Source organism: Streptomyces yangpuensis (assembly GCF_024666385.1).
GTDB classification, from domain to species: domain Bacteria; phylum Actinomycetota; class Actinomycetes; order Streptomycetales; family Streptomycetaceae; genus Streptomyces; species Streptomyces yangpuensis.
In genome coordinates this window covers 2045671-2068768 of record NZ_CP102514.1, presented here as the reverse complement: position 1 = coordinate 2068768, position 23098 = coordinate 2045671, and the positions used below count along the sequence as shown (strand labels likewise).

The 23098-nt window shown below is 72.3% G+C and carries 18 protein-coding genes; 14 read left to right on the top strand and 4 right to left on the bottom strand.

Annotated features, from left to right (window positions below; translation table 11 throughout):
* Positions 1-474: 474 nt before the first annotated feature.
* The 4 genes from NRK68_RS09510 to NRK68_RS09495 all read right to left on the bottom strand — a co-directional run bounded on the left by NRK68_RS09510 (position 475) and on the right by NRK68_RS09495 (position 5945).
* Positions 475-2883, bottom strand: a complete 2409-nt coding sequence (locus NRK68_RS09510; RefSeq protein WP_257855582.1) for a transglutaminase TgpA family protein — start codon at positions 2881-2883, stop codon at positions 475-477.
* On the bottom strand, positions 2880-4247 hold the full coding sequence (locus NRK68_RS09505) for a DUF58 domain-containing protein (protein ID WP_257855581.1): 1368 nt from the start codon (positions 4245-4247) through the stop codon (positions 2880-2882). The genes NRK68_RS09510 and NRK68_RS09505 overlap by 4 nt, the downstream gene beginning before the upstream one ends.
* Positions 4247-5257: an AAA family ATPase gene (locus tag NRK68_RS09500; RefSeq protein WP_037881272.1), complete on the bottom strand. Its 1011-nt coding sequence runs from the start codon at positions 5255-5257 to the stop codon at positions 4247-4249. The genes NRK68_RS09505 and NRK68_RS09500 overlap by 1 nt, the downstream gene beginning before the upstream one ends.
* Positions 5258-5393: 136 nt before the next feature.
* Positions 5394-5945 carry a beta-class carbonic anhydrase gene (locus NRK68_RS09495; RefSeq protein WP_046775248.1) on the bottom strand — a complete coding sequence of 184 codons (552 nt, stop codon included), beginning with the start codon at positions 5943-5945 and terminating at the stop codon, positions 5394-5396.
* Positions 5946-6307: 362 nt separating this feature from the next.
* On the opposite strand from NRK68_RS09495, the gene rsmH reads away from it, so the two are divergent.
* The 14 genes from rsmH to NRK68_RS09425 all read left to right on the top strand — a co-directional run bounded on the left by rsmH (position 6308) and on the right by NRK68_RS09425 (position 23096).
* Positions 6308-7267, top strand: a complete 960-nt coding sequence (rsmH, locus tag NRK68_RS09490; protein WP_079025413.1) for a 16S rRNA (cytosine(1402)-N(4))-methyltransferase RsmH — start codon at positions 6308-6310, stop codon at positions 7265-7267.
* Positions 7264-7818 (top strand): cell division protein FtsL, encoded by a 555-nt coding sequence (gene ftsL / locus NRK68_RS09485; protein WP_257855580.1) that lies wholly within the window; start codon positions 7264-7266, stop codon positions 7816-7818. Before rsmH ends, ftsL begins: the two co-directional genes overlap by 4 nt.
* A gap of 261 nt (positions 7819-8079) precedes the next feature.
* Positions 8080-10101 carry a peptidoglycan D,D-transpeptidase FtsI family protein gene (locus NRK68_RS09480; RefSeq protein WP_183065022.1) on the top strand — a complete coding sequence of 674 codons (2022 nt, stop codon included), beginning with the start codon at positions 8080-8082 and terminating at the stop codon, positions 10099-10101.
* A gap of 45 nt (positions 10102-10146) precedes the next feature.
* Positions 10147-11856 carry a UDP-N-acetylmuramoyl-L-alanyl-D-glutamate--2,6-diaminopimelate ligase gene (locus tag NRK68_RS09475; protein ID WP_257855579.1) on the top strand — a complete coding sequence of 570 codons (1710 nt, stop codon included), beginning with the start codon at positions 10147-10149 and terminating at the stop codon, positions 11854-11856.
* Complete coding sequence (locus NRK68_RS09470; protein ID WP_183065020.1) at positions 11853-13283, top strand: UDP-N-acetylmuramoyl-tripeptide--D-alanyl-D-alanine ligase; 1431 nt, start codon at positions 11853-11855, stop codon at positions 13281-13283. The genes NRK68_RS09475 and NRK68_RS09470 overlap by 4 nt, the downstream gene beginning before the upstream one ends.
* A complete protein-coding gene (gene mraY / locus NRK68_RS09465) occupies positions 13280-14350 on the top strand; it encodes a phospho-N-acetylmuramoyl-pentapeptide-transferase (protein WP_183065019.1) in 1071 nt (356 codons plus the stop codon). The genes NRK68_RS09470 and mraY overlap by 4 nt, the downstream gene beginning before the upstream one ends.
* A complete protein-coding gene (gene murD / locus NRK68_RS09460) occupies positions 14332-15927 on the top strand; it encodes a UDP-N-acetylmuramoyl-L-alanine--D-glutamate ligase (protein ID WP_257855578.1) in 1596 nt (531 codons plus the stop codon). The genes mraY and murD overlap by 19 nt, the downstream gene beginning before the upstream one ends.
* A 69-nt stretch (positions 15928-15996) precedes the next feature.
* Positions 15997-17367 (top strand): putative lipid II flippase FtsW, encoded by a 1371-nt coding sequence (gene ftsW / locus NRK68_RS09455; RefSeq protein ID WP_257855577.1) that lies wholly within the window; start codon positions 15997-15999, stop codon positions 17365-17367.
* Positions 17368-17373: 6 nt separating this feature from the next.
* Positions 17374-18468, top strand: a complete 1095-nt coding sequence (murG, locus tag NRK68_RS09450; RefSeq protein WP_046775255.1) for an undecaprenyldiphospho-muramoylpentapeptide beta-N-acetylglucosaminyltransferase — start codon at positions 17374-17376, stop codon at positions 18466-18468.
* Between the two features lie 30 nt (positions 18469-18498).
* Positions 18499-19353, top strand: coding sequence for a cell division protein FtsQ/DivIB (locus NRK68_RS09445; protein ID WP_373023500.1), 855 nt, complete (start codon positions 18499-18501; stop codon positions 19351-19353).
* 279 nt (positions 19354-19632) lie between these two features.
* Entirely contained in the window at positions 19633-20838 is a 1206-nt protein-coding gene (gene ftsZ, locus NRK68_RS09440) for a cell division protein FtsZ (protein WP_030966140.1), read from the top strand.
* Positions 20839-20855: 17 nt separating this feature from the next.
* The gene (gene pgeF / locus NRK68_RS09435) at positions 20856-21623 is read left to right on the top strand and encodes a peptidoglycan editing factor PgeF (RefSeq protein ID WP_183065017.1); all 768 of its coding nucleotides are present in this window, start codon (positions 20856-20858) and stop codon (positions 21621-21623) included.
* Complete coding sequence (locus tag NRK68_RS09430) at positions 21610-22329, top strand: YggS family pyridoxal phosphate-dependent enzyme (RefSeq protein ID WP_030966142.1); 720 nt, start codon at positions 21610-21612, stop codon at positions 22327-22329. Before pgeF ends, NRK68_RS09430 begins: the two co-directional genes overlap by 14 nt.
* Positions 22330-22478: 149 nt before the next feature.
* Positions 22479-23096: a cell division protein SepF gene (locus NRK68_RS09425; protein WP_046775259.1), complete on the top strand. Its 618-nt coding sequence runs from the start codon at positions 22479-22481 to the stop codon at positions 23094-23096.
* The last annotated feature ends 2 nt before the right edge of the window (positions 23097-23098 follow it).

The following is a 23098-nucleotide window of genomic DNA, read 5'->3' as shown; positions in this document are numbered from 1 at the left end:
CGGCGGTGCCGCGCGGGCGCGCCGGCCCGTACAACTGGTGGGGCCCGCCGCGGCCGCTGAGTATCCGTACCTAGGCGCGGAAATGAGTACGCACGCGGATGGGCTCCCACCTGCGAGGACGTCAGACTGGGAGCAACGGACAGGGGGCCTGGTCCGCACCGCCGACACGGGGCTGCGGAGCGGACCGGGTACCTCCTTCCGGAACCGGGAGAAGGCACGGGGGACCCGGTAGCAGAAGCGAGAACGCGGTGGGGCCCGGGGGGATCGGGCCTCGCCGCGTTCTCGCGTCCGCGGGTTCTGCGGATTTCCGGTGCCGGGTGCGGCGCCGTTGCGGGGGCGCTGCCCCCGTGCCCCCGCGCCTCAATCGCCGGCGAGGCTGGATGGTGCGGCGGGGCTGGATGGGCGGGGGCGCTGCCCCCGGGCCCCCGCGCCTCGAACGTCGGCGAGGCTGGACAGTGCTGCCGGGCCGGGTTGCTAGCCGCGGCTCCGGAGGGGGAGGCGGAGGCGGAGGGCCGTCAGGCGGGCCGAGACCGCGGAGGTCAGGGCCGAGCGGCGGGCCGAGACGGCCCAGGCGATACGGGCCGCCGACCGCGGCAGCAGCAGGGCGCGCAGCCGGGGCAGGCGTCCCGCCGAGGCCAGCAGGCCCGCCCGGGCCTGCCGTACGTCGTCCGCCAGGCCCGCGTACGAGACCTCCGCGCCGGGCGGCGCGTACAGGGCCCGTTCCACCGCGCCCGCCACCCGGTGCACCGCCGCGGCGGCGTCCGGCTCCAGCCGGCCCAGCTCCACGACCCGGCTCGCCGCCCGGCGAGGGGACAACGCCTCGTCCGGGGCGACGCCCACGTCCCAGGCCGCGTCGCCCAGCTCCCGCCAGGAGGCCAGGACCTCGCCGGACGCCAGACGGCGGGCCCGTAGCCGGTTGCGCCACAGCAGCGGGAGCAGCGGCAGGACCACCACCGCGAGCACCAGCGCCGCCCAGCCCAGGACCGCCGTCACCGACGGCCCGGCGCCGGCCGCCGCGTTCTGCTGCGGGGCGGTCGGCCCGCACTCGCCGAGCCGCTTGAGCGCCGGCGGGCACTCCGCGGACGCCGAGGGAGCCGGAGCCGGCTGCACCGCACCCTGCGAGGGCAGCGGCGCCGGCGCGGACGGCTGGGCCGTGGGGGCCGGCGGCCGGGAGTAGTCCGGCACGTTGAGGCCCGACCGGGGCGTCGGCTCGAACCGGGTCCAGCCCACGCCCTGGAAGTACAGCTCGGGCCAGGCGTGCGCGTCCCGCATCGACACGTTCACGATGCCGTCCGGCTGCTTCTCGCCCGGGGTGAAGCCCACCGCGACGCGCGCCGGGATGCCCAGGGTGCGGGACATCGCCGCCATCGAGAACGCGAAGTGGATGCAGAAACCCTCCTTGTCCGCGAGGAAGCGGGCGACGGCCTGCGGCCCCGTCCCGGAGGTGGTCTGGGTGTCGTAGCGGAATCCGCCGCTCACGGCGAAGAAGTCCTGCAGCTTCACCGCGCGCGAGTAGTCGTCCTTCGCGCCCTGCGTGACCTGGCGGGCCGTGTCGCCGACCACCTGCGGCAGGTTGTCCGGGACCCTCGTGTACTCCTCACGGACCGCCGGGTCCGGCGCCGGGGCCTTCTGGAGCTGCTGCGCGGTGGGCTTCAGCAGCAGGCTGCGCACCTTGTACTCGGCGCCCTGCACGGTCTGGAACCTGTCGCGGGCCAGCTGGTCCCCGACCAGGGTCCGGCCGACGGGCTCGAACCGCCACTTGCCCGGGATGTCCACCGAGGTCGCCGGATACGGCATGGGGAGGTAGCGCTGGGTGTAGCCGTCCGAGGCCGTGATGTTCGTGGTCACCTCGGTCGCGCCGAGGCGGACCTGCTCACCGAGGCCGGGCGGGACCGGCATCTGCTGCGGCACGTCGGTCAGGGCCCGGCCGGACGCCTCCCACTTCGAGCCGTTGAAATCGTCCAGGGCCAGGATGCGCAGGTACTGGTCGCCCTGCTGCGGGCTGTCCGTGCGGTACCTGAGCACCACGCGGTTGTCCTGCGCGTTCAGGTTGCTCTGCAGGGAGACCAGCGGGTTGACGGCCGAGATCGTGCCGCCGGAACCGCCGCTGCCCTCGCCCTCCTTCGGGCCGCCCAGCAGACCGTCGTCGAGGGCGGGCAGCGCCGCCGGCACCACCAGCGCCATGCCCAGGGCCAGGGCGCCGATCCGCCGGCCGAACCGCACCGGGGCCGTCGCCCGCACGTTGCCGCTGAGGCCGGAGTCGGCCGGCGCGCGTCCGCCCGGTGCCGCACCGAAGACCCGCCCCCACTGGGCGAGCCGGTCGCGGCCCTCGGACAGCAGCAGCATCAGGTAGCCGCAGCCCGCCAGCAGGAAGGAGAACCAGGAGGCGTCCCCGCCGCCCGACAGGCCCGCGGCGACCGAGTACAGCGCGAGCAGCGGCAGACCGGCCGCCGCGGCCGTACGCGCGGTCACCGCCAGCAGGTCCACCAGCAGGCCGATCACCAGCACCCCGGACACCAGCAGCAGCTGGATGCCGTCGGTGAGCGGCGCCGGTATCGCGAACTCGCCCACGTCGTGGACGCCCTGGGCGAACAGCGAGCCGAAATCCGTCACGAAGTAGGCCAGCGGCCCGCTGCCGGTGGACTCCACCTTCCCGGCGAAGAACAGCGCGAGCAGCAGCAGCGACACCAGCAGCTGCGCGGCCACGGTCAGCGACCGCGCCAGCGGCACCCGCCGGGCCCCCGCGCCCACCGCGCTCTGCACGGTGAGCAGCAGCGCGGCCTGGAGCAGCCAGGCCTGCGACTCCACCAGCGGGCTCAGGGACCAGGAGGTGAGCAGTGTCGCGAGTGCCGCGAACACCGTCAGTTTCGCCCGTCCGCTCATGCCAGGCCTCCGCTCGTTCCCGTACCGACGCGCGCGGTCCCGGCCTGGCGCCACAGTTCGCCGAAGGCGACCCCGGGGGTGGCGGCGAGCGCCGTCCAGCCCGCGTCGCGCAGCCTGCGCAGCCGCTCCTCCACGGGTACGACGTCGTGCCCGGGCGCGGGCCGGCCGCCCCAGGCCCCGGTGTCCAGGACGAAGGCCACCGCGCCGGAGGCGCGCTGGCGCATCCTGGCCGCCAGTTCGGTCTGTACGTCGTCCAGGTCGCCGAAGAAGGCGATGAGGAGCCCGTCGCCGCCGCCCTCGCCGAAGCCGCCGCCGCGTACGGCGTCGTAGGCGCGGGAGAGCCCGGCGCCGTCGGAGTGTCCGACCACGGCGAGGGTATCCATCATCAGCCCGGCGGCCTCCGCGGACTCGTGACCGCCGGCGGAGAACCCGCCGCCGCCCTCGCCGGGTGCCGCGCTCCCGGTGTCGGTGAGCAGCCGTGCCGAGAAGCCCTGTTCCAGGACGTGCACGAGACTGGAGGCGGCCGCGGAGACGGCCCATTCGAAGGCGGAGTCCGGTCCGGCGCCGTCGAAGGCGAGGCGGCGGGTGTCGAGCAGGACGGTGGCCCTGCTGCGCTGGGGCTGTTCCTCGCGGCGGACCATCAGCTCGCCGTAGCGGGCGGTGGAGCGCCAGTGCACGCGGCGCAGGTCGTCGCCGCGCCGGTAGCCGCGCGGGATCACGTCGTCGTCGCCCGCCAGGGCCAGGGAGCGGCGGCTGCCGTCGCCGTAGCCGTTGGACTCGCCGGTCAGCCGGACCGGGGGCAGGGGCTCGGTGCGCGGAATGACGGTGAGGGTGTCGTAGGCGCTGAAGGAGCGGGTCAGCTCGACCAGCCCGAAGGGGTCGGTGAGCCGCAGCTGGAGCGGGCCCAGCGGATAGCGGCCGCGCAGGTCGGAGCGGACCCGGTAGGACACCTCGCGGCGGCCGCCGGGCTCGACCCGGTCCAGGACGAAGCGGGGGCGCGGGCCCAGTACGTAGGGCACCCGGTCCTGGAGCATCAGCAGGCCGGTGGGCAGCCGGGAGATGTTGTCCATGCGCAGCTGCACCCGGGCCTCGGCGCCGGCGGGCACCCGGCCGGGGGACAGCCGACGGCTGCCGGAGACCCGGTGGCGGGTGCGGTGCAGGGCGTAGACGCAGATCAGCGGCAGGAGGGCGAGCAGCAGGCCGACGCGCAGCAGCGCGCCCTGGCCGAGGACGTAGGCGCAGACGGCCGCGGCGATCCCGGCGGCCACGAACGAACGGCCGCGGGTGGTCAGCCCGGACAGCGACGCGCGCAGCCCGCCGCCGTCTCCCGGGCCGCCGGCGCCGTGTGCGGCACCGGCGCTCATCAGAAGCCCCGGACGCCGGCGGCGGGCGGCATCTCGCCGCGGCCGTGCGCGGCCGGGACGGGGGTGCGCTGGAGGATCTCGCCGACGACCTGCTCGGAGGTGCGGCGGTTCAGCTGGGCCTGCGCGGTGGGCAGCAGCCGGTGCGCGAGGACCGGTGCGGCCAGGGACTGCACGTCGTCGGGCAGGACGTAGTCCCGGCCGGAGAGCGCGGCGGAGGCCTTCACGGCGCGCAGGAGGTGCAGGGTGGCCCGGGGCGAGGCGCCGAGCCGCAGGTCGGGGTGGCTGCGGGTGGCGGAGACCAGGTCGACGACGTAGCGCCGGACGGGCTCGGCGACGTAGACCTCGCGCACGGCCTCTATGAGCTTGACGATGTCGTGGGCGTGCGCGACGGACTGGAGGTCGTCGAGCGGGTTGACGGCGCCGTGCACGTCGAGCATCTGGAGTTCGGCCTCGGGGCTGGGGTAGCCGACGGAGACGCGGGCCATGAAGCGGTCGCGCTGGGCCTCGGGCAGCGGGTAGGTGCCCTCCATCTCCACCGGGTTCTGGGTGGCGACGACCATGAAGGGGCTCGGCAGGGTGTAGGTCGTGCCGTCGATGGTGACCTGGCGTTCCTCCATCGACTCAAGCAGCGCCGACTGGGTCTTCGGCGAGGCGCGGTTGATCTCGTCGCCGATGACGATCTGCGCGAAGATCGCGCCCGGCTTGAACTCGAACTCGCGGCGCTGCTGGTCGTAGATGCTGACACCGGTGATGTCGGAGGGCAGCAGGTCGGGCGTGAACTGGATGCGCTGCACCGAGCAGTCGATGGACTTGGCCAGCGTCTTGGCCAGCATCGTCTTGCCGACGCCGGGCACGTCCTCGATCAGCAGGTGCCCCTCGGCGAGGAGCACGGTCAGCGCGAGGCGGACGACCTCGGGCTTGCCCTCGATCACGTTCTCGACCGACTGGCGGACCCGCTCCGCCGTGCTGGTCAGATCCGCGAGGCTCGCTCGGTCGTCATACGTCGTCACCTGGTTCTCCTCGGCCATCTCCCAGGGCCGACGCCCTTGGCGCATGACCGGCCCACCCCGAAACACGGACACCGGATGCGGGGGTTCCCGGGTGGTGTCTCCCCGCATTCTTGACGGCGCCTGGGCCTTGTGTCACTCAGGAGCTGGGATCGATCTCCCGCAGGAGTCCGGTGTGCACGTCGAAGACGAAGCCTCGCACATCGTCCTTGTGGAGCAGGAACGGGTTGGTGCGGACGCGCTGCATGGACTGGCGGACGTCCTGGTCGACGTCCCGGAAGGCCTCGACGGCCCAGGCGGGACGCTGGCCGACCTCGTCCTCCAGCTCGTGCCGGAAGTCCTCGGTCAGACGTTCGAGGCCGCAGCCGGTGTGGTGGATGAGTATCACCGTGCGGGTGCCGAGGGCCCGCTGGCTGATGGTGAGCGAGCGGATCGTGTCGTCGGTGACCACGCCGCCCGCGTTGCGGATGGTGTGGCAGTCGCCGAGTTCCAGGCCGAGCGCGGCGTGGAGGTCGAGCCGGGCGTCCATGCAGGCCACGATGGCCACGTGGAGGACCGGGCTGGCGTCCATGCCGGGGTCGGTGAACTTGGCCGCGTAGCGCTGATTCGCCTCGACCAGCCGGTCGGTGACGGATCCGCCGGCGGATGCCTCGGATGCGGAGTCTGCAGGCAGGGATGCGGAAGTCGTCATGGGTACGACGTTAGTGGTCACGGGCGGCAGAGGCTTTGCGTGAGGGGGGACAAAGAACGTCAACGGGGCTTGTTGTGAGCTAACCCACAGGGGTGGGCGGGGAGCCGCCGTCCGGGTGGTTCGGCAGCATGTGCGGCTTCGGTCCGAGCGGCGCGTACGGCGCGCGGGCCGGTTCGTTGACCGCGGCGACCGTTGCACTAAAGTGACGCGAAACCGGCCGGAGCCCGGCCCTGACCGGCCTCCCGGCCACCGATGAAGACTCCGCGTGCGCGGCGCGTACGTACGGCCCGGCCCTCTTCCGCTCACCGGCCGGGGGAGCGGGCGGTGCGTACGCCTGCCGCGCCGTTATCTGAGAGGGCGCTTTGACTAGCGAGTCCCGACATGTCCCGGTGATGCTCCAGCGGTGCCTGGACCTGTTGGCCCCGGCGCTGGAGAGGCCCGGGGCCGTCGTCGTCGACTGCACCCTCGGCCTCGGCGGCCACAGCGAGGCCCTGCTGACCCGGTTCCCCGAGGCACGCCTGATCGGCCTCGACCGCGACAAGGAGGCCCTGCGGCTCTCCGGCGAACGGCTCGCCCCCTTCGGCGACCGGGCCACCCTCGTCCACGCGATCTACGCCGACCTCGCCGAGGTCCTCGACGGCCTGGGCCTCCCCTCCGTCCAGGGCATCCTCTTCGACCTGGGCGTCTCCTCCATGCAGCTGGACGAGGCCGACCGCGGCTTCGCCTACGCACAGGACGCCCCGCTGGACATGCGCATGGACCAGACGACCGGCATCAGCGCCGCCGAGGTCCTCAACACCTACGCGCCGGGCGAGCTCGTCCGGATCCTGCGCCAGTACGGCGAGGAGAAGCAGGCCAAGCGGATCGTGTCCGCGATCGTCCGGGAACGCGAGAAGGCCCCCTTCAGCAACAGCGCCCGGCTGGTCGAGCTCATCCGCGACGCACTGCCCCAGGCCGCCAAGCGGACCGGGGGCAATCCCGCGAAGCGCACCTTCCAGGCGCTGCGGATCGAGGTCAACGGCGAGCTCTCCGGCCTCGAGCGGGCCATCCCGGCAGCGGTCGACCGCATCGCGGTCGGCGGCCGGATCGCTGTCCTCTCCTACCACTCGCTGGAGGACCGGCTGGTCAAGCAGGTCTTCGCGGCCGGAGCGACCTCCACCGCCCCGCCCGGCCTGCCGGTGGTGCCGGAGAAGTACCAGCCGAAGCTCAAACTCCTCACGCGAGGAGCGGAGCTGCCGACCGAGGAGGAGATCGCCGAGAACCGGCGGGCCGCCCCGGCGAGGTTCCGGGGGGTCGAACGCATCCGGGAGGCGCGACTGTGACCACGGCCGGGAAGGTCGCCACGCTGACCCGCGGGCAGGCGGCCCGCATCGGCCGGGCCCTCGGCGCCCGCCCGGCCGGCCCGCGGCCAGGCGGGCAGGCGGCGCGGATGCCGTTCGTCCTGCTGGTCGTGGCGCTGCTGGCGGGCGGCCTGATCAGCCTGCTGCTGCTGAACTCGGCCCTCAACGAGGGCTCCTTCCAGCTGAGCCGGCTGAAGAAGGAGACCACCGCCCTCACCGACGAGGAACAGGCCCTCCAGCGCGACGTGGACGCCCACTCGGCCCCCGACGCACTCCAGCGCCGGGCGCGCGAACTGGGCCTGGTCCCGGGCGGCAGCCCCGTCTTCATCGGCCCGGACGGCAAGGTCTCCGGCAGCGTCTCGGTCGCCGAGGCACCGCCGTCACCGACCCCGACCCCGCCGACGGCGCCCGCACAGGCCGGACCGGGCCGCTCCCCGGCCCCGGCCCCCGCCGTACCGAACCAGTCCGTCCCCCCGGGTGCCCCGGCGGCGCCCGGCCCGACACCGCAGCCCCACCAGCCTGCCGGAAGGTGACGTCGTGACGCGGATTCCCGCGGGGGCCCAGCCCACCCCGCCCTGCCCCCGGCCACCGCGCGGAGGCACCCCCGCCTCCCGGGGCCCCGCCCGGGCCCGCGTTCCCAGCGCGTGCCCCGTGCCCGCCGCCCCGGACCCGTACGCCGGTGGCCACCGGGCACCGGCCCACCCGGCCCCGCGGCCCGGCAGGGCCACGGCCCCGGCCGGCGGCCACCGCGCCGGCCCGGTAACCCGTACCGCCGCACCGCGGACGGTGGCCGGGTGAGCCCGCAGGAGCCGCCACGACGGCGGGTGCCCGGCCCCGCCAGGCCCTCGCGGCCCGGCGACCGGCCCCGGGCCACCGCCCGCCCGGCCTCCCGGCCGGCGACCCGACGCCCCGCGGGCCCCCGCACACCGCACACGATCCGGCTCGGCAGCCCCCGGCCCCGGCTGCGCCTGGTCGGCGTCGGACTGACCCTCGTCATGCTCGCCTTCGTCGTCCGGCTGCTGCAGGTGCAGGCCGTCGACGCCTCCTCCTTCTCCGCCGCGGCCTCCAAGAACCGCTACACCAGCGTCAAACTGGCCGCCGAACGCGGCGAGATCACCGACCGCAAGGGCGTGGCCCTCGCCACCAGCGTCGACGCGTACGACATCACCGCCGACCCGAAGATGTTCACCCCGCAGGACAGCAAGGCCCCGGACGCCCCCGAGCAGGCCGCGGCCCTCCTCGCGCCCATCCTCGGCAAGGACGCCAAGGAGCTCACGGAGAAGCTCAAGACCAGGAACAGCCGGTACGTGGTCCTCGCCCAGCGCCAGACACCCCAGGTCTGGAACCAGATCAAGGACCTCAAGCGGGTCTTCTCCGAGAAGGCGAACGCCGACAAGAAGAACAACGCCCCCGGCGCCAACGTCCTGGCCGGCGTGTTCAAGGAGGACAGCAGCAAGCGCGTGTACCCGGGCGGGGACCTCGCCGCCGGGATACTGGGTTACGTCAACGCCGAGGGCAAGGGCGCCGGCGGCCTGGAGTCCTCCCTCGACAAGAAGCTGGCCGGCAAGGACGGCGAGATCACCTACGCCCAGTCCGGCGGCCGCAAGGTGCCCACCGCAGGCTCCAGCGAGAAGCCCGCCGTCCCCGGCGACGACATCGAGCTGACCATCGACCGGGACATCCAGTGGGCGGCGCAGAGCGCCATCGCCGAGCAGGTGCAGAAGTCCGAGGCCGACCGCGGCTACGTCATCGTCCAGGACACCCGCACCGGCGAGGTGCTGGCCATGGCCAACGCCCCCGGCTTCGACCCCAACGACCTGACCCGGGCCAGTACGGCCGCCATGGGCAACGCCGCGCTCCAGGACGTCTACGAGCCCGGCTCCACCGCCAAGGTCATGTCGATGGCGGCCGTGCTGGAGGAGAAGAAGGCGACCCCCGACACCCGCGTCGAGGTCCCCAACCGGCTGCACCGCGGCGACCGGCTGTTCAAGGACGACATCGACCACCCGACCTGGTACCTGACCCTCAACGGCGTCCTCGCCAAGTCCTCCAACATCGGCACCATCCTGGCCACCGGCCAGCTCGGCCCCACCCAGTCCGAGGCCAACGAGGTCCTGCACTCCTACCTGACCGAGTTCGGCATCGGCCGGCCCACCGGCCTGAACTACCCGGGCGAGTCCCGCGGCATCCTCGCCGAGCCGCGGAACTGGTCCACCTCCCAGCAGTACACGATCCCTTTCGGCCAGGGACTGTCCGTCAACGCCATGCAGGCGGCCTCCGTGTACTCCACCATCGCCAACGGCGGGGTCCGCATCGAGCCGACGCTGGTCCGCGGCACCAAGGGCCCCGACGGCCGCTTCACCCCGGCCCCGGCACCCGAGCAGAACCGCGTGATCAGCCAGGAGACCGCCAAGACCCTCGCCGAGATGCTCGAATCCGTCGTCGACGACCAGGAGGGCACCGGAACCAAGGCGAAGATCCCCGGCTACCGGGTCGGCGGCAAGACCGGCACCTCCAACCGGGTGGATCCGGCCACCGGCCGCTACAAGGGCTACACCGCCTCCTTCGCCGGCTTCGCCCCGGCGGACAAACCGCGCATCACCGTCTACTGCGCCATCCAGAACCCCACGAAGGGCAGCTACTTCGGCGGCCAGATCTGCGGCCCCATCTACAAGAAGGTCATGGAGTTCGCCCTCAAGACCCTCCAGGTCGCCCCCACCGGCACCGCCCCCGCCGGGCTCCCGGTCACCTACGAGCCCGGCCCGCAGGCCGCCCAGCAGCCCGCCCCGCAGCCCAGTCCGCAGCCCGGCCAGTGACCCTCGGCCACGGCCCGCCCGCCAGAAAAGCGTGAGGCACCATCAGTGACAACGATCACCCCGAAACCCGGGAACCGACCGGCCGCCGCAGCCGAGGCCGGGCCCTCACTTCGCGGCCCGGCCGCCGCGCCCGGTACGCTCACCGCCGTGCCCCACGCTGATCAGCCCAGAACCACCCAGCAAGACGCCCCGGCAGCGCCGCCGGGAGCACCCAGGCCCGCGTCCGCCGCTCCGAGCCCGCTGGGCGAGCTGGCCACGCTGCTGGGCGTCCCGTCACCAGGCGCTGCGCAGATCACCGGGATCACGCACGACTCCCGTGCGGTCCGCCCGGGAGACCTGTACGCGGCCCTGCCCGGAGCCCGGACCCACGGCGCGGAATTCGCCGCCCAGGCCGCCGGCCTCGGCGCCGCCGCCGTGCTGACCGACCGCTCCGGCGCCGAACGCGCCGCGGCCACCGGCCTGCCGGTCCTGACCGTCGCCGACCCGCGCGGCCGGATGGGCGAACTCGCCGCCGCGATCTACGGCCACCCCGGCGAAGGCCTGCTCCAGATCGGCATCACCGGAACGTCCGGCAAGACCACCACGGCCTACCTCGTCGAGGGCGGCCTGCGCGCGGCCGGCCGCAGCACCGGACTGGTCGGCACCGTCGAGATGCGCATCGGCGACGAGCGCATCAAGTCCGAGCGGACCACCCCCGAGGCCACCGACCTGCAGGCGCTCTTCGCGGTCATGCGCGAACGCGGCGTCCAGGCCGTGGCCATGGAGGTCTCCAGCCACGCCCTGGTGCTCGGCCGCGTCGACGGCTGCGTCTTCGACGTCGCCGTCTTCAACAACCTGAGCCCCGAGCACATGGAGTTCCACTCCGACATGGAGGACTACTTCCAGGCGAAGGCGGAGCTGTTCACGCCCCGCCGCGCCCGCCTGGGCGTGGTCAACCTCGACGACGAGTACGGCCGCCGCCTCGCCAAGGAGGCCACCGTCCCGGTCGTCACCTTCTCCGCCGCGGGCGACCGGGCCGCCGACTGGCGCGCCGAGGACGTCGTCACCGGCCACATGGACTCCACGCTCACGCTGGTCGGCCCCGAGGGGCAGCGCGTACGCGCCAAGGCCCCGCTGCCCGGCCCGTTCAACGTCGCCAACACCGTCGCCGCGATCGTCACGCTCGCCGCCGCCGGCCTCGACCCGCAGACCGCCGCCGACGGCGTCGCCGCGGTCCCCGGGGTCCCCGGCCGGCTGGAGCGGGTCGACGCGGGACAGCCGTACCTCGCCGTCGTCGACTACGCGCACAAGACGGACGCCGTGGAGTCGGTCCTGCGGGCCCTGCGCGAGGTCACCACCGGCAAGCTGCACATCGTGCTCGGCTGCGGCGGCGACCGCGACAACACCAAGCGCGCCCCCATGGGCGCCGCGGCCGCCCGGTACGCCGACGTGGCCGTCCTGACCTCCGACAACCCGCGCTCCGAGGACCCCCTCGCGATCCTCGCCGCGATGTTCGGCGGCGCCGTGTCCGTACCGCCCGCCGAGCGCGGCACCGTCCTCGTCGACGCCGACCGGGCGGCCGCCATCGCCGCCGCCGTCGCGCGCGCCGAGCCCGGCGACACCGTGCTCGTGGCGGGCAAGGGACACGAACAGGGCCAGGACACCGCAGGGGTCGTCCGCCCCTTCGACGACCGTACGGTGCTCCGCGCCGCGATCGAACGCCAACTCGTGCTCGATCGAACCAACCAGGTCCGACAGGCCGAGGTGAACCAGTGATCGCCCTTTCCCTCGCCGAGATCGCCGACATCACCGGCGGGCGGCCCCACGACATACCGGATCCGTCCGTCCAGGTCACCGGTCCCGTGGTCTACGACTCCCGCGAGGTCCGGCCGGGCAGCCTGTTCGCCGCCTTCGTCGGCGAACGGGTCGACGGCCACGACTACGCCGAACGCGCAATCGCCGCCGGCGCCGTCGGCGTCCTCGCGACCCGGCCGGTCGGCGTCCCCGCCATCGTCGTCCCCGACGTGGTGGCCGCCCTCGGCGCACTCGCCCGGGCCGTCGTCGCCCGCCTGGGCACCGACGTCGTGGCCCTCACCGGGTCCGCCGGCAAGACCTCCACCAAGGACCTCATCGCGCAGGTGCTCCAGCACCACGCACCGACCGTGTGGACCCCCGGGAACCTCAACAACGAGATCGGCCTGCCGATCACGACGCTGCGCGTCACCGAGGACACCCAGCACCTCGTCCTGGAGATGGGCGCCCGCGGCATCGGCCACATCCGCTACCTCACCGGACTGACGCCCCCTCGCATCGGTCTGGTCCTCAACGTCGGCACCGCGCACATCGGCGAGTTCGGCGGCCGTGAGCAGATCGCCCAGGCCAAGGGCGAACTCGTCGAGGCCCTGCCGGCCGAGGCGGAGGGCGGCGTCGCCGTCCTCAACGCCGATGACCTGCTGGTCCGCTCCATGGCCGCCCGCACGAAGGCCCGTACGGTGCTGTTCGGCGAGGCCGACGACGCCGAAATCCGGGCCACGGAAGTCCGCATGACGGACAAGGGGCAGCCTTCCTTCACACTGCACACACCGACCGGGTGCAGCGACGTGACCTTGCGGCTGTACGGTGAGCACCACGTGTCGAACGCGCTCGCCGCGGCCGCCGTCGCCCATGTCCTGGGCATGTCCGCCCTGGAGATCGCCACCGCGCTCTCCGGAGCGGGCACGCTGTCCCGGTGGCGGATGGAGGTCACCGAGCGGGCGGACGGTGTGACGATCGTCAACGACGCCTACAACGCGAACCCGGAGTCCATGCGGGCCGCACTGCGCGCGCTCGCCGCGATGGGCGGTGGCGGCAGTGCGGACGGGGGGCGCACGTGGGCGGTGCTCGGCCCGATGGCCGAGCTCGGAGACGACGCTCTCGCCGAGCACGACGCGGTCGGACGACTTGTCGTCCGGCTCAACGTGAGCAAGCTCGTCGCGGTCGGGGGCAGGGAAGCCTCCTGGCTGCAACTGGGCGCATATAACGAGGGTTCGTGGGGTGAGGAGTCGGTGCTCGTGTCCGACGCGCAGGCGGCGGTCGACCTGTTGCGCAGTGAACTGCGCCCGGGTGACGTCGTGCTGGTGAAGGCTTCCAGGTCGGCCGGTCTGGAGCGGGTGGCGCAGGCCCTGCTCGAGGGCACTGTCGAGGGCGAGGTCACCGGCCGATGAGGCAGATCCTGTTCGCCGGTGTCATCGGCATGTTCCTGACCGTCATCGGCACGCCGCTGCTGATCAAGCTGCTGGCCCGCAAGGGCTACGGCCAGTTCATCCGCGACGACGGTCCGCGCGGCCACGCCGGGAAGAAGGGCACGCCCACCATGGGCGGTATCTCCTTCATCCTGGCCACGCTCGTCGCGTACGCGCTGACGAAGATCCTCACCGGCTCGGAGCCGAGCTTCTCGGGCCTGCTCGTGCTGTTCCTGATGGCCGGCATGGGCCTGGTCGGGTACCTCGACGACTACATCAAGATCGTCAAGCGGCGTTCGCTGGGTCTGCGGGCCAAGGCCAAGATGGCCGGCCAGCTGATCGTCGGCATCGCCTTCGCGGTGCTCGCACTCCAGTTCAAGGACTCGCGCGACCTCACCCCGGCCTCCACCAAGCTGTCGTTCGTCACGGACTTCGGCTGGTCGATCGGCCCGGTGCTCTTCGTGGTCTGGGCGCTGTTCATGATCCTGGCCCTGTCCAACGGCGTGAACCTGACCGACGGTCTGGACGGTCTCGCCACCGGCGCCGCCGTGATGGTCTTCGGCGCCTACACCTTCATCGGCGTCTGGCAGTTCCAGGAGTCGTGCGCGATGGCCGCCGACCTCACGAACCCGAACGCCTGTTTCGAGGTACGCGACCCGCTCGACCTCGCGGTCGTCGCCTCCGCCCTGATGGGTGCCTGCTTCGGGTTCCTGTGGTGGAACACCTCGCCCGCCAAGATCTTCATGGGCGACACCGGCTCGCTGGCCCTCGGCGGCGCGCTCTCGGGCCTGGCCATCTGCTCCCGCACGGAGCTCCTGGTGGCGCTCCTCGGCGGCCTCTTCGTGCTCATCACGATGTCGGTCGTCATCCAGGTCGGCTCCTTCAAGCTGACCGGTAAGCGCGTCTTCCGGATGGCTCCGCTCCAGCACCACTTCGAACTCAAGGGCTGGTCCGAGGTCCTCGTCGTGGTCCGCTTCTGGATCATCCAGGGCATGTGCGTCATCGTGGGTCTCGGTATCTTCTACGCGGGATGGGCAGCCGACAAGTGAGCGCCTCCGACCTGGCCGGCCTGCTCGGCCCCGACGCCCTGGGCCGGTTCGGCCTGCCGGGCCGGATCACCGTGGCCGGCCTCGGCATCAGCGGCATCAGCGCCGCCCGGGCCCTGGCCGGGCTGGGCGCCCGCGTGACCGTCGTCGACAACGGCGACGGCGACACGCACCGGGCCAGGGCGGCCGAACTCGCGGAGCTGGGCATCGAGGTCCGCCTCGGGCACCTGCCCGACGGTGCCCGGGCCGGTGAGACCCTCCCCGAGGGCACCGAACTGGTCGTCACCTCGCCCGGCTGGCCGCCGCAGAGCCCGCTCTTCCTGGCCGCCGCCGAGGCGGGCGTCGACGTCGTCGGCGACGTCGAGGTCGCCTGGCGGCTGCGCGCGGCCGGCGTGGAACTCCGCGCCGCCCGCCGGGCCGCGGCCGCAGGCACCGGTGCCGGGACCGACGCGGCCCCGGCCGGGCCCGCCGAATGGCTCGCCGTCACCGGCACCAACGGCAAGACCACCACCGTCCAGATGCTCGCGTCGATCCTGAAGGCCGCCGGACTGCGCACCGCCGCCGTCGGCAACATCGGGACCCCGATCATCGACGTGGTCCTCGGCGAGCAGCCGTACGACGTGCTCGCGGTCGAACTCTCCAGCTACCAGCTGCACTGGGCGCCCTCGCTGCGCGTCCACTCGGGAGCCGTCCTCAACCTGGCCCCCGACCACCTCGACTGGCACGGCTCGATGCAGGCGTACGCCGCCGACAAGGGCCGCATCTACGAGGGCAACACGGTCGCCTGCGTCTACAACGTGGCCGACAAGGCCACCGAGGACCTCGTCGTCGAGGCCGACGTCGAGGAGGGCTGCCGCGCGATCGGCTTCACCCTCGGCGCCCCCGGCCCCTCCATGCTCGGAGTCGTCGACGGCATCCTCGTCGACCGGGCCTTCGTGGAGAACCGGCAGAAGAACGCCCAGGAGCTCGCCGAGGTCAAGGACGTCAACCCGCCGGCCCCGCACAACATCGCCAACGCGCTCGCCGCCGCGGCCCTGGCCCGCGCCTACGGCGTGGAGCCGCGCGCGGTCCGCGACGGGCTGCGCGACTTCCGTCCGGACGCCCACCGCGTCGCCCGGGTGGAGGAGGTCGGCTCGGTCGTCTACGTCGACGACTCCAAGGCCACCAACACGCACGCGGCGGAGGCCTCCCTCGCCTCCTTCGACAAGGTCGTCTGGATCGCCGGCGGCCTCGCCAAGGGCGCCACCTTCGACGAGCTCGTGCAGAAGTCGGCCGCGCGGATGCGCGGTGCCGTCCTGATCGGCGCCGACCGGGCGTTGATCGCGGAGGCACTGGCGCGACACGCCCCCGAGGTCCCGGTCGTCGACCTCGACCGGACCGACACTGGGGCGATGCTCGCAGCGGTCCGGGAGGCGGCCGCGCTCGCCGAGCCCGGCGACACGGTCCTGCTGGCACCGGCCTGCGCATCGATGGACATGTTCGCGAACTACAACAAGCGCGGGGACGCGTTCGCCGACGCGGTGCGTGAACTGGCCGCCGAGAACGCCGGGAAAGCCGAGAACGCTGCGGACACGGCCTAGGCCGGGGGCGCCGGACAGGTTCCCTCCGGCCGGATGCTCGCCTCGTACGAGTGGAGGGGAAGATCACAGATGCCGGCCAAGCAGATGCTGCCGGGGCGGCGGCCGTCCGCCGTGAAGGCGCAGGGCCGCAAGCGCCCCGCGGTGAAGGTGAAGCGCCCGGCGCGCCCCGCCGGGCGCGGCCCGCTGACCGGTCTCCGGCGTACGCAGCAGCAGTTGCGCAGGGCGTGGGACCGACCCCTCACGGCGTATTACCTGATTTTCGGCAGTTCACTGCTCATCACCGTGCTCGGCCTGGTGATGGTCTACTCCGCCTCCATGATCAAGGCGCTCCAGCTGGGCCTGGGCGACGCCTACTTCTTCAAGAAGCAGTTCCTGGCCGCCCTGATCGGCGCGGTCCTGCTGCTGGTCGCCTCACGGATGCCGGTGAAACTGCACCGGGCGCTGTCCTATCCGGTGCTGGCCGGCACGCTCTTCCTGATGGTGCTGGTCCAGGTCCCCGGGATAGGGGTCTCGATCAACGGCAACCAGAACTGGATCTCCCTCGGCGGCCCGTTCATGCTGCAGCCCAGCGAGTTCGGCAAACTGGCGCTGATCCTCTGGGGCGCCGACCTGCTGGCCCGCAAGGGCGACAAGGGACTGCTGAGCCAGTGGAAGCACCTGCTCGTGCCGCTGGTCCCCGTGGCCTTCCTGCTGCTCGGGCTCATCATGCTGGGCGGGGACATGGGCACCGCGATGATCCTCGGCGCCATCCTGTTCGGCCTGCTCTGGCTCGCCGGCGCCCCCACGCGGATGTTCGTCGGCGTACTGGCCTTCGCGGGTGCGATCGTCGCACTGCTCATCAAGACCAGCCCGCACCGGATGGACCGGCTCGAGTGCATCGGTGCGACAGAACCGGGCAAGAACGACCTTTGCTGGCAGGCCGTCCACGGAATCTACGCCCTCGCATCAGGTGGCTGGTTCGGTTCCGGACTGGGTGCAAGTGTGGAAAAATGGGGTCAACTACCCGAAGCCCACACCGACTTCATCTTCGCCATCACGGGGGAGGAACTGGGACTGGCGGGGACGCTGTCGGTGCTCGCCCTGTTCGCGGCTCTAGGCTATGCGGGTATCCGCGTGGCCGGACGCACGGAGGACTCCTTCGTACGGTTTGCCGCGGGAGGCGTGACCACCTGGATCACGGCCCAGGCCGTGATCAACATCGGTGCGGTGCTCGGTCTGCTGCCGATCGCCGGAGTCCCGCTCCCGCTGTTCTCCTACGGAGGGTCCGCCCTGCTGCCGACCATGTTCGCGGTCGGACTGCTCATCGCCTTCGCGCGGGAGGAGCCGGCCGCGCGCGCGGCACTCGCGATGCGCCAGCCGAAGACCGGCTGGAGGCGGACCGGGCTGAGATGGAAGTCGATGAGACGGCGCGTCAAGAAGCGACCGTCCGGAGAGCGGTGAATTTCGGTGCATGTCGTACTCGCCGGTGGGGGGACCGCCGGCCACATCGAGCCGGCGCTCGCCCTCGCGGACGCCCTGCGCAGGCAGGACCCTTCAGTGGGCATCACCGCCCTGGGCACCGAGCGCGGACTCGAAACCCGCCTGGTACCGGAGCGCGGCTACGAACTGGGGCTGATCCCCGCCGTACCGCTGCCCCGCAAGCCCACCCCCGAGCTGATCACCGTCCCCGGACGGCTGCGCGGCACCATCAAGGCCGCGGAGGAGATCCTCCTGCGCACCAAGGCCGACTGCGTCGTCGGCTTCGGCGGCTACGTGGCCCTGCCCGGCTACCTGGCGGCCAAGCGGCTCGGCGTACCGATCATCGTCCACGAGGCCAACGCCCGGCCCGGACTGGCCAACAAGATCGGCTCCCGCTACGCACACGCCGTCGCGGTCTCCACACCCGACAGCAAGCTGCGCGGCGCCCGCTACGTGGGCATCCCGCTGCGCCGCTCCATCTCCACCCTCGACCGGGCCGCCGTACGCCCCGAGGCACGCGCCGCCTTCGGTCTGGACCCCAACCTGCCCACGCTGCTGGTCTCCGGCGGCTCGCAGGGCGCACGGCGCCTCAACGAGACCATCCAGCAGGTCGCTCCGACCCTCCAGCGCTCCGGCGTGCAGATCCTGCACGCCGTCGGGCCGAAGAACGAACTGCCGCGTGTCGACAACATGCCCGGGATGCCGCCCTATGTGCCGGTACCGTACGTGGACCGGATGGATCTCGCGTACGCCGCCGCCGACATGATGCTGTGCCGCGCGGGAGCGATGACCGTCGCCGAACTGTCCGCCGTCGGGCTGCCCGCCGCCTACGTCCCGCTGCCGATCGGCAACGGCGAACAGCGGCTCAACGCCCAGCCGGTGGTCAAGGCCGGCGGCGGCCTGCTCGTGGACGACGCGGAACTGACGCCCGACTGGGTGCTCGGCCAGGTCCTCCCGGTGCTGTCCGATCCGCACCGCCTGTACGAGATGTCCCGCGCCGCCGGTGAGTTCGGCCGCCGGGACGCCGACGAGCTGCTGGTCGGCATGGTGTACGAGGCGATCGCAGCCCACCGAGCCCGCTGACGCGGGAGCACGGACGCAGGAGGCACAGGAGTGGCCGGAGCGACGACCGCACACCGCGGAACACCGTCTTCCGATCGGCCCGGCCGGTCGCCCCGCAAGGGCGCCGGCCCGGCCGGGCCGCCCAAGAGCCCCAAGTCCGCCAAGGCCCCGAAGAAGACCGCCCCACGGGGCCCCGGCAAGCACCTGCGCCGGGGTCCTGTGCTGGCCTCCCTCGCCGCGGCGGTACTCCTGGCCTCCGGCGGCACCTGGGTCCTCTACGGGTCCTCCTGGCTCCGCGTCGAGAGGGTCACGGCCACCGGCACGGAGGTGCTCACGCCCGAGCAGGTCCTCTCCGCCGCGGCCGTGCCCGTCGGCGCGCCCCTCGTGAGCGTCGACACGGACGAGATCGAGAGCCGGGTACGCGGCCGTCTGCCCCGCATCGATTCGGTCGATGCGGTGCGGGCCTGGCCGCACGGAATCGGACTCAAGGTGACCGAGCGCAAACCCGTCCTGCTCATCAAAAAGGACGCCAACTTCGTGGAAGTGGACGCATCGGGTGTGCGATTCGACACGGTTCCGAAAGCACCCGCGGGTGTTCCGGTCCTCGAATTGAACGCGGCGGGCTCCCCGAGCGCCCGCCGCTTCGACGAAGACCGTCTGCTGCACGAGGCCGTGCTCGTCGCCGGATCCCTTCCGGCGCCGATCGCGAAGGAAACGGTGCAGGTCAAGGTGGGTTCCTACGATTCGATCGTGCTGGAGCTGACCGGAGGCCGGTCCGTACGGTGGGGCAGCGGCGAACAGAGCGACGCCAAGGGGCGCGCACTGACCGCTCTGCTGAAGGCCGCACCGAAGGCCGCCCACTTCGACGTGAGCGTCCCCACCGCCCCTGCGGCGGCCGGGAGTTGACGTCAGGTCGAACAGCGGCGCACCCTGGTTGGCCAGCGATACGGGTGATCACATAGGGTGAAAAGAAAAACGGGAGGTTCGGCGTGTTCGTTGAACACGCGCTACTTGTCGACTTAGTGTCCTGTTCGGAAGAGTCCGAGGAACAGACACACCCCTAACCCTAAACTTCAGGGTGAGGGTTCGGGTCGGCGCGTTCGGACCGTCCCTATTTCGGCATCAGTCGTCGCAACGCAGGCCCGCGAGGCGGCGACACGTAACTCGAGGCGAGAGGCCTTCGACGTGGCAGCACCGCAGAACTACCTCGCAGTCATCAAGGTCATCGGTGTCGGCGGCGGTGGTGTCAATGCCATCAACCGAATGATCGAGGTCGGTCTCAAGGGCGTCGAGTTCATCGCCATCAACACGGACGCGCAGGCGCTGTTGATGAGCGACGCCGACGTCAAGCTCGACGTCGGCCGCGAACTCACCCGCGGCCTCGGCGCCGGCGCCAACCCGGCGGTCGGTCGCAAGGCGGCAGAGGACCACCGCGAGGAGATCGAGGAGGTCCTCAAGGGGGCCGACATGGTCTTCGTCACCGCCGGTGAGGGCGGCGGAACCGGCACCGGCGGCGCACCCGTCGTCGCCAACATCGCGCGCTCGCTGGGCGCCCTGACGATCGGTGTGGTCACCCGGCCGTTCACCTTCGAGGGCCGGCGCCGCGCGAACCAGGCGGAGGACGGCATCGCCGAGCTCCGCGAAGAGGTCGACACCCTCATCGTCATCCCCAACGACCGCCTGCTGTCCATCTCGGACCGCCAGGTCAGTGTCCTGGACGCCTTCAAGTCGGCGGACCAGGTCCTGCTGTCCGGCGTCCAGGGCATCACCGACCTCATCACCACGCCGGGCCTGATCAACCTCGACTTCGCCGACGTCAAGTCCGTGATGTCCGAGGCCGGCTCGGCCCTGATGGGTATCGGCTCCGCCCGCGGCGACGACCGCGCCGTGGCCGCCGCCGAGATGGCGATCTCCTCGCCGCTGCTCGAGGCGTCCATCGACGGCGCACGTGGCGTGCTGCTCTCCATCTCCGGCGGCTCCGACCTCGGTCTCTTCGAGATCAACGAGGCCGCGCAGCTGGTGAGCGAGGCGGCGCACCCCGAGGCGAACATCATCTTCGGCGCCGTCATCGACGACGCGCTCGGCGACGAGGTACGGGTCACCGTCATCGCGGCCGGGTTCGACGGCGGCCAGCCCCCGGCCCGCCGGGACAACGTCATCGGCGCCGCGTCCACGAAGCGCGAGGAGCCCGCCCCGGCCCCGGTCCGTGCCCCCGAGCCGGTCCGCCCGGCCTTCGGCGGACTCGGCACGGTCCCGCCGCGCGAGGAGCCCCCGGCTCCCGTCGAGCCGGCCCCGGTCGAGGTCCAGGCCCCCGCGCCGCAGGTCCCCACGGCCCGGCCGTACCAGGACAGCCCGGCCGAGGAACTGGACGTTCCGGACTTCTTGAAGTGACACCGGAGCAGCATCACGTGGGCGGCGCCCACTTCGCCTTCACCGACCGGTGGGGCGGAGTGAGCGCCGTTCCGTACGAAGAGCTCAACCTCGGCGGCGCGGTCGGAGACGACCCGGCCGCCGTTCTCGCGAACCGGGCCCTGGCGGCCCGGTCCCTGGGACTCGACCCGGACCGGGTGGTCTGGATGAACCAGGTGCACGGCCGGGACGTCGCGGTCGTCGACGGCCCCTGGGGACCGGACGCGGAGATCCCCGCGGTGGACGCGGTGGTGACCGCCCGCCGGGGGCTCGCCCTCGCGGTGCTCACCGCCGACTGCACGCCGGTCCTGCTGGCGGACCCCGTCGCCGGGGTCGTCGGGGCCGCCCACGCCGGGCGGCCCGGACTGGTCGCCGGAGTGGTACCGGCGGCGGTGGAGGCGATGGTCTCCCTCGGTGCCGAGCCCGCGCGGATCGTCGCCCGTACCGGACCCGCGGTCTGCGGACGCTGCTACGAGGTGCCGGCCGCGATGCGGGAGTCGGTGGCGGAGTCGGTGCCCGCCGCCCGGGCCGAGACCAGTTGGGGGACCCCGGCGGTCGACGTGGTCGCGGGGGTGCACGCCCAGCTCGTGGAGGCGGGGGTGGTGAACGGAGCCCGTTCCCCTGTCTGCACACTGGAGTCGCGGGACCATTTCTCGTACCGCCGTGACCGGGTGACCGGACGGCTTGCCGGATATGTCTGGTTGACGGAGCTTTCCCGGGGGGAGACCCCCGGACTCCCGGGGGAAAAGAAGAATGACGGATCGTAAGTCGGAGCTCGCCGAGAACCTGGCGCGGGTGGAGGAACGTATCTCGTCCGCCTGCGCGGCGGCGGGACGCGGCCGGGAAGAGGTGACCCTCATCGTGGTCACCAAGACCTACCCGGCGAGCGACGTACGACTGCTGGCGGAGCTGGGCGTCCGTCATGTTGCCGAGAACCGCGACCAGGACGCCGCCCCCAAGGCCGCGGCCTGCGCGGATCTGCCGCTCAGCTGGCATTTCGTCGGTCAGTTGCAGACCAACAAAGTCCGTTCCGTGGCGGGATACGCGCACGTGGTGCAGTCGGTCGACCGGCCCCGCCTCGTGACCGCCCTCTCGGCGGCCGCGGTGAACGCGGGCCGTGAGATCGGCTGCCTCGTCCAGATCGCCCTCGACGCCGAGTCGGGCGAGCGGGGGAGCCGGGGCGGGGCCGCGCCGGAGCAGCTCGCGGAGTTGGCGGACCTCGTCGCCGGGGCGCCCGGACTGCGGATCGACGGGCTGATGACCGTCGCACCCCTGTCCGGCCACTACGCGGGACGCGAACAGGCCGCCTTCGAGCGGTTGGTGGAATTGTCATCCCGCCTGCGCGCAGACCATCCGACTGCCACGATGGTGTCGGCCGGGATGAGCGCAGACCTGGAACAGGCCGTTGCGGCCGGTGCGACACATGTACGCGTCGGCACTGCGGTACTCGGCGCGAGACCCCGGCTCGGGTAACGTCGCGAAGAAAGTCGGACCACAGCAGAAAATATGGTCATTCCCGCCGATGAGCGGGCAGACCACGTGGATCGCGGGCAGTTGGTGACATTCGTGACACGGCGGCACCTGCGACAGGGCGATCCACCACAGAGCGGAGGACTCGGAGAATGGCCGGCGCGATGCGCAAGATGGCGGTCTACCTCGGCCTCGTGGAGGACGACCGGTACGACAACCCGGGGTACGACCCCGACGACGAGTTCGAGCCCGAGCCGGAGATGGAGCGGGCTCGGGAGCGGGATCGCCGACAGCAGCCCGTGCACCAGTCGCCCGTATCGGACGAACCGGTACGAGTCGTACAGCCTCCGGCGCAGCGGGAACCCATCCCAATTCCGGCGGAAAGCGGACGTCCTGCGCGAATTGCCCCCGTGGCATCCATCACACCTGATCGCACGAATCTGGAGAAGAACGCCCCCGTGATCATGCCCAAGGTCGTCTCCGAGCGGGAGCCGTACCGCATCACGACACTGCACCCCCGGACCTACAACGAGGCCCGTACCATCGGGGAACACTTCCGTGAGGGCACTCCGGTGATCATGAATCTCACGGAGATGGACGACACGGATGCGAAGCGTCTCGTGGACTTCGCCGCCGGACTCGTGTTCGGTCTGCACGGCAGCATTGAACGCGTGACACAGAAGGTGTTCCTGCTGTCGCCTGCTAACGTCGATGTCACGGCGGAGGACAAGGCCCGCATCGCGGAGGGCGGGTTCTTCAACCAAAGCTAGAC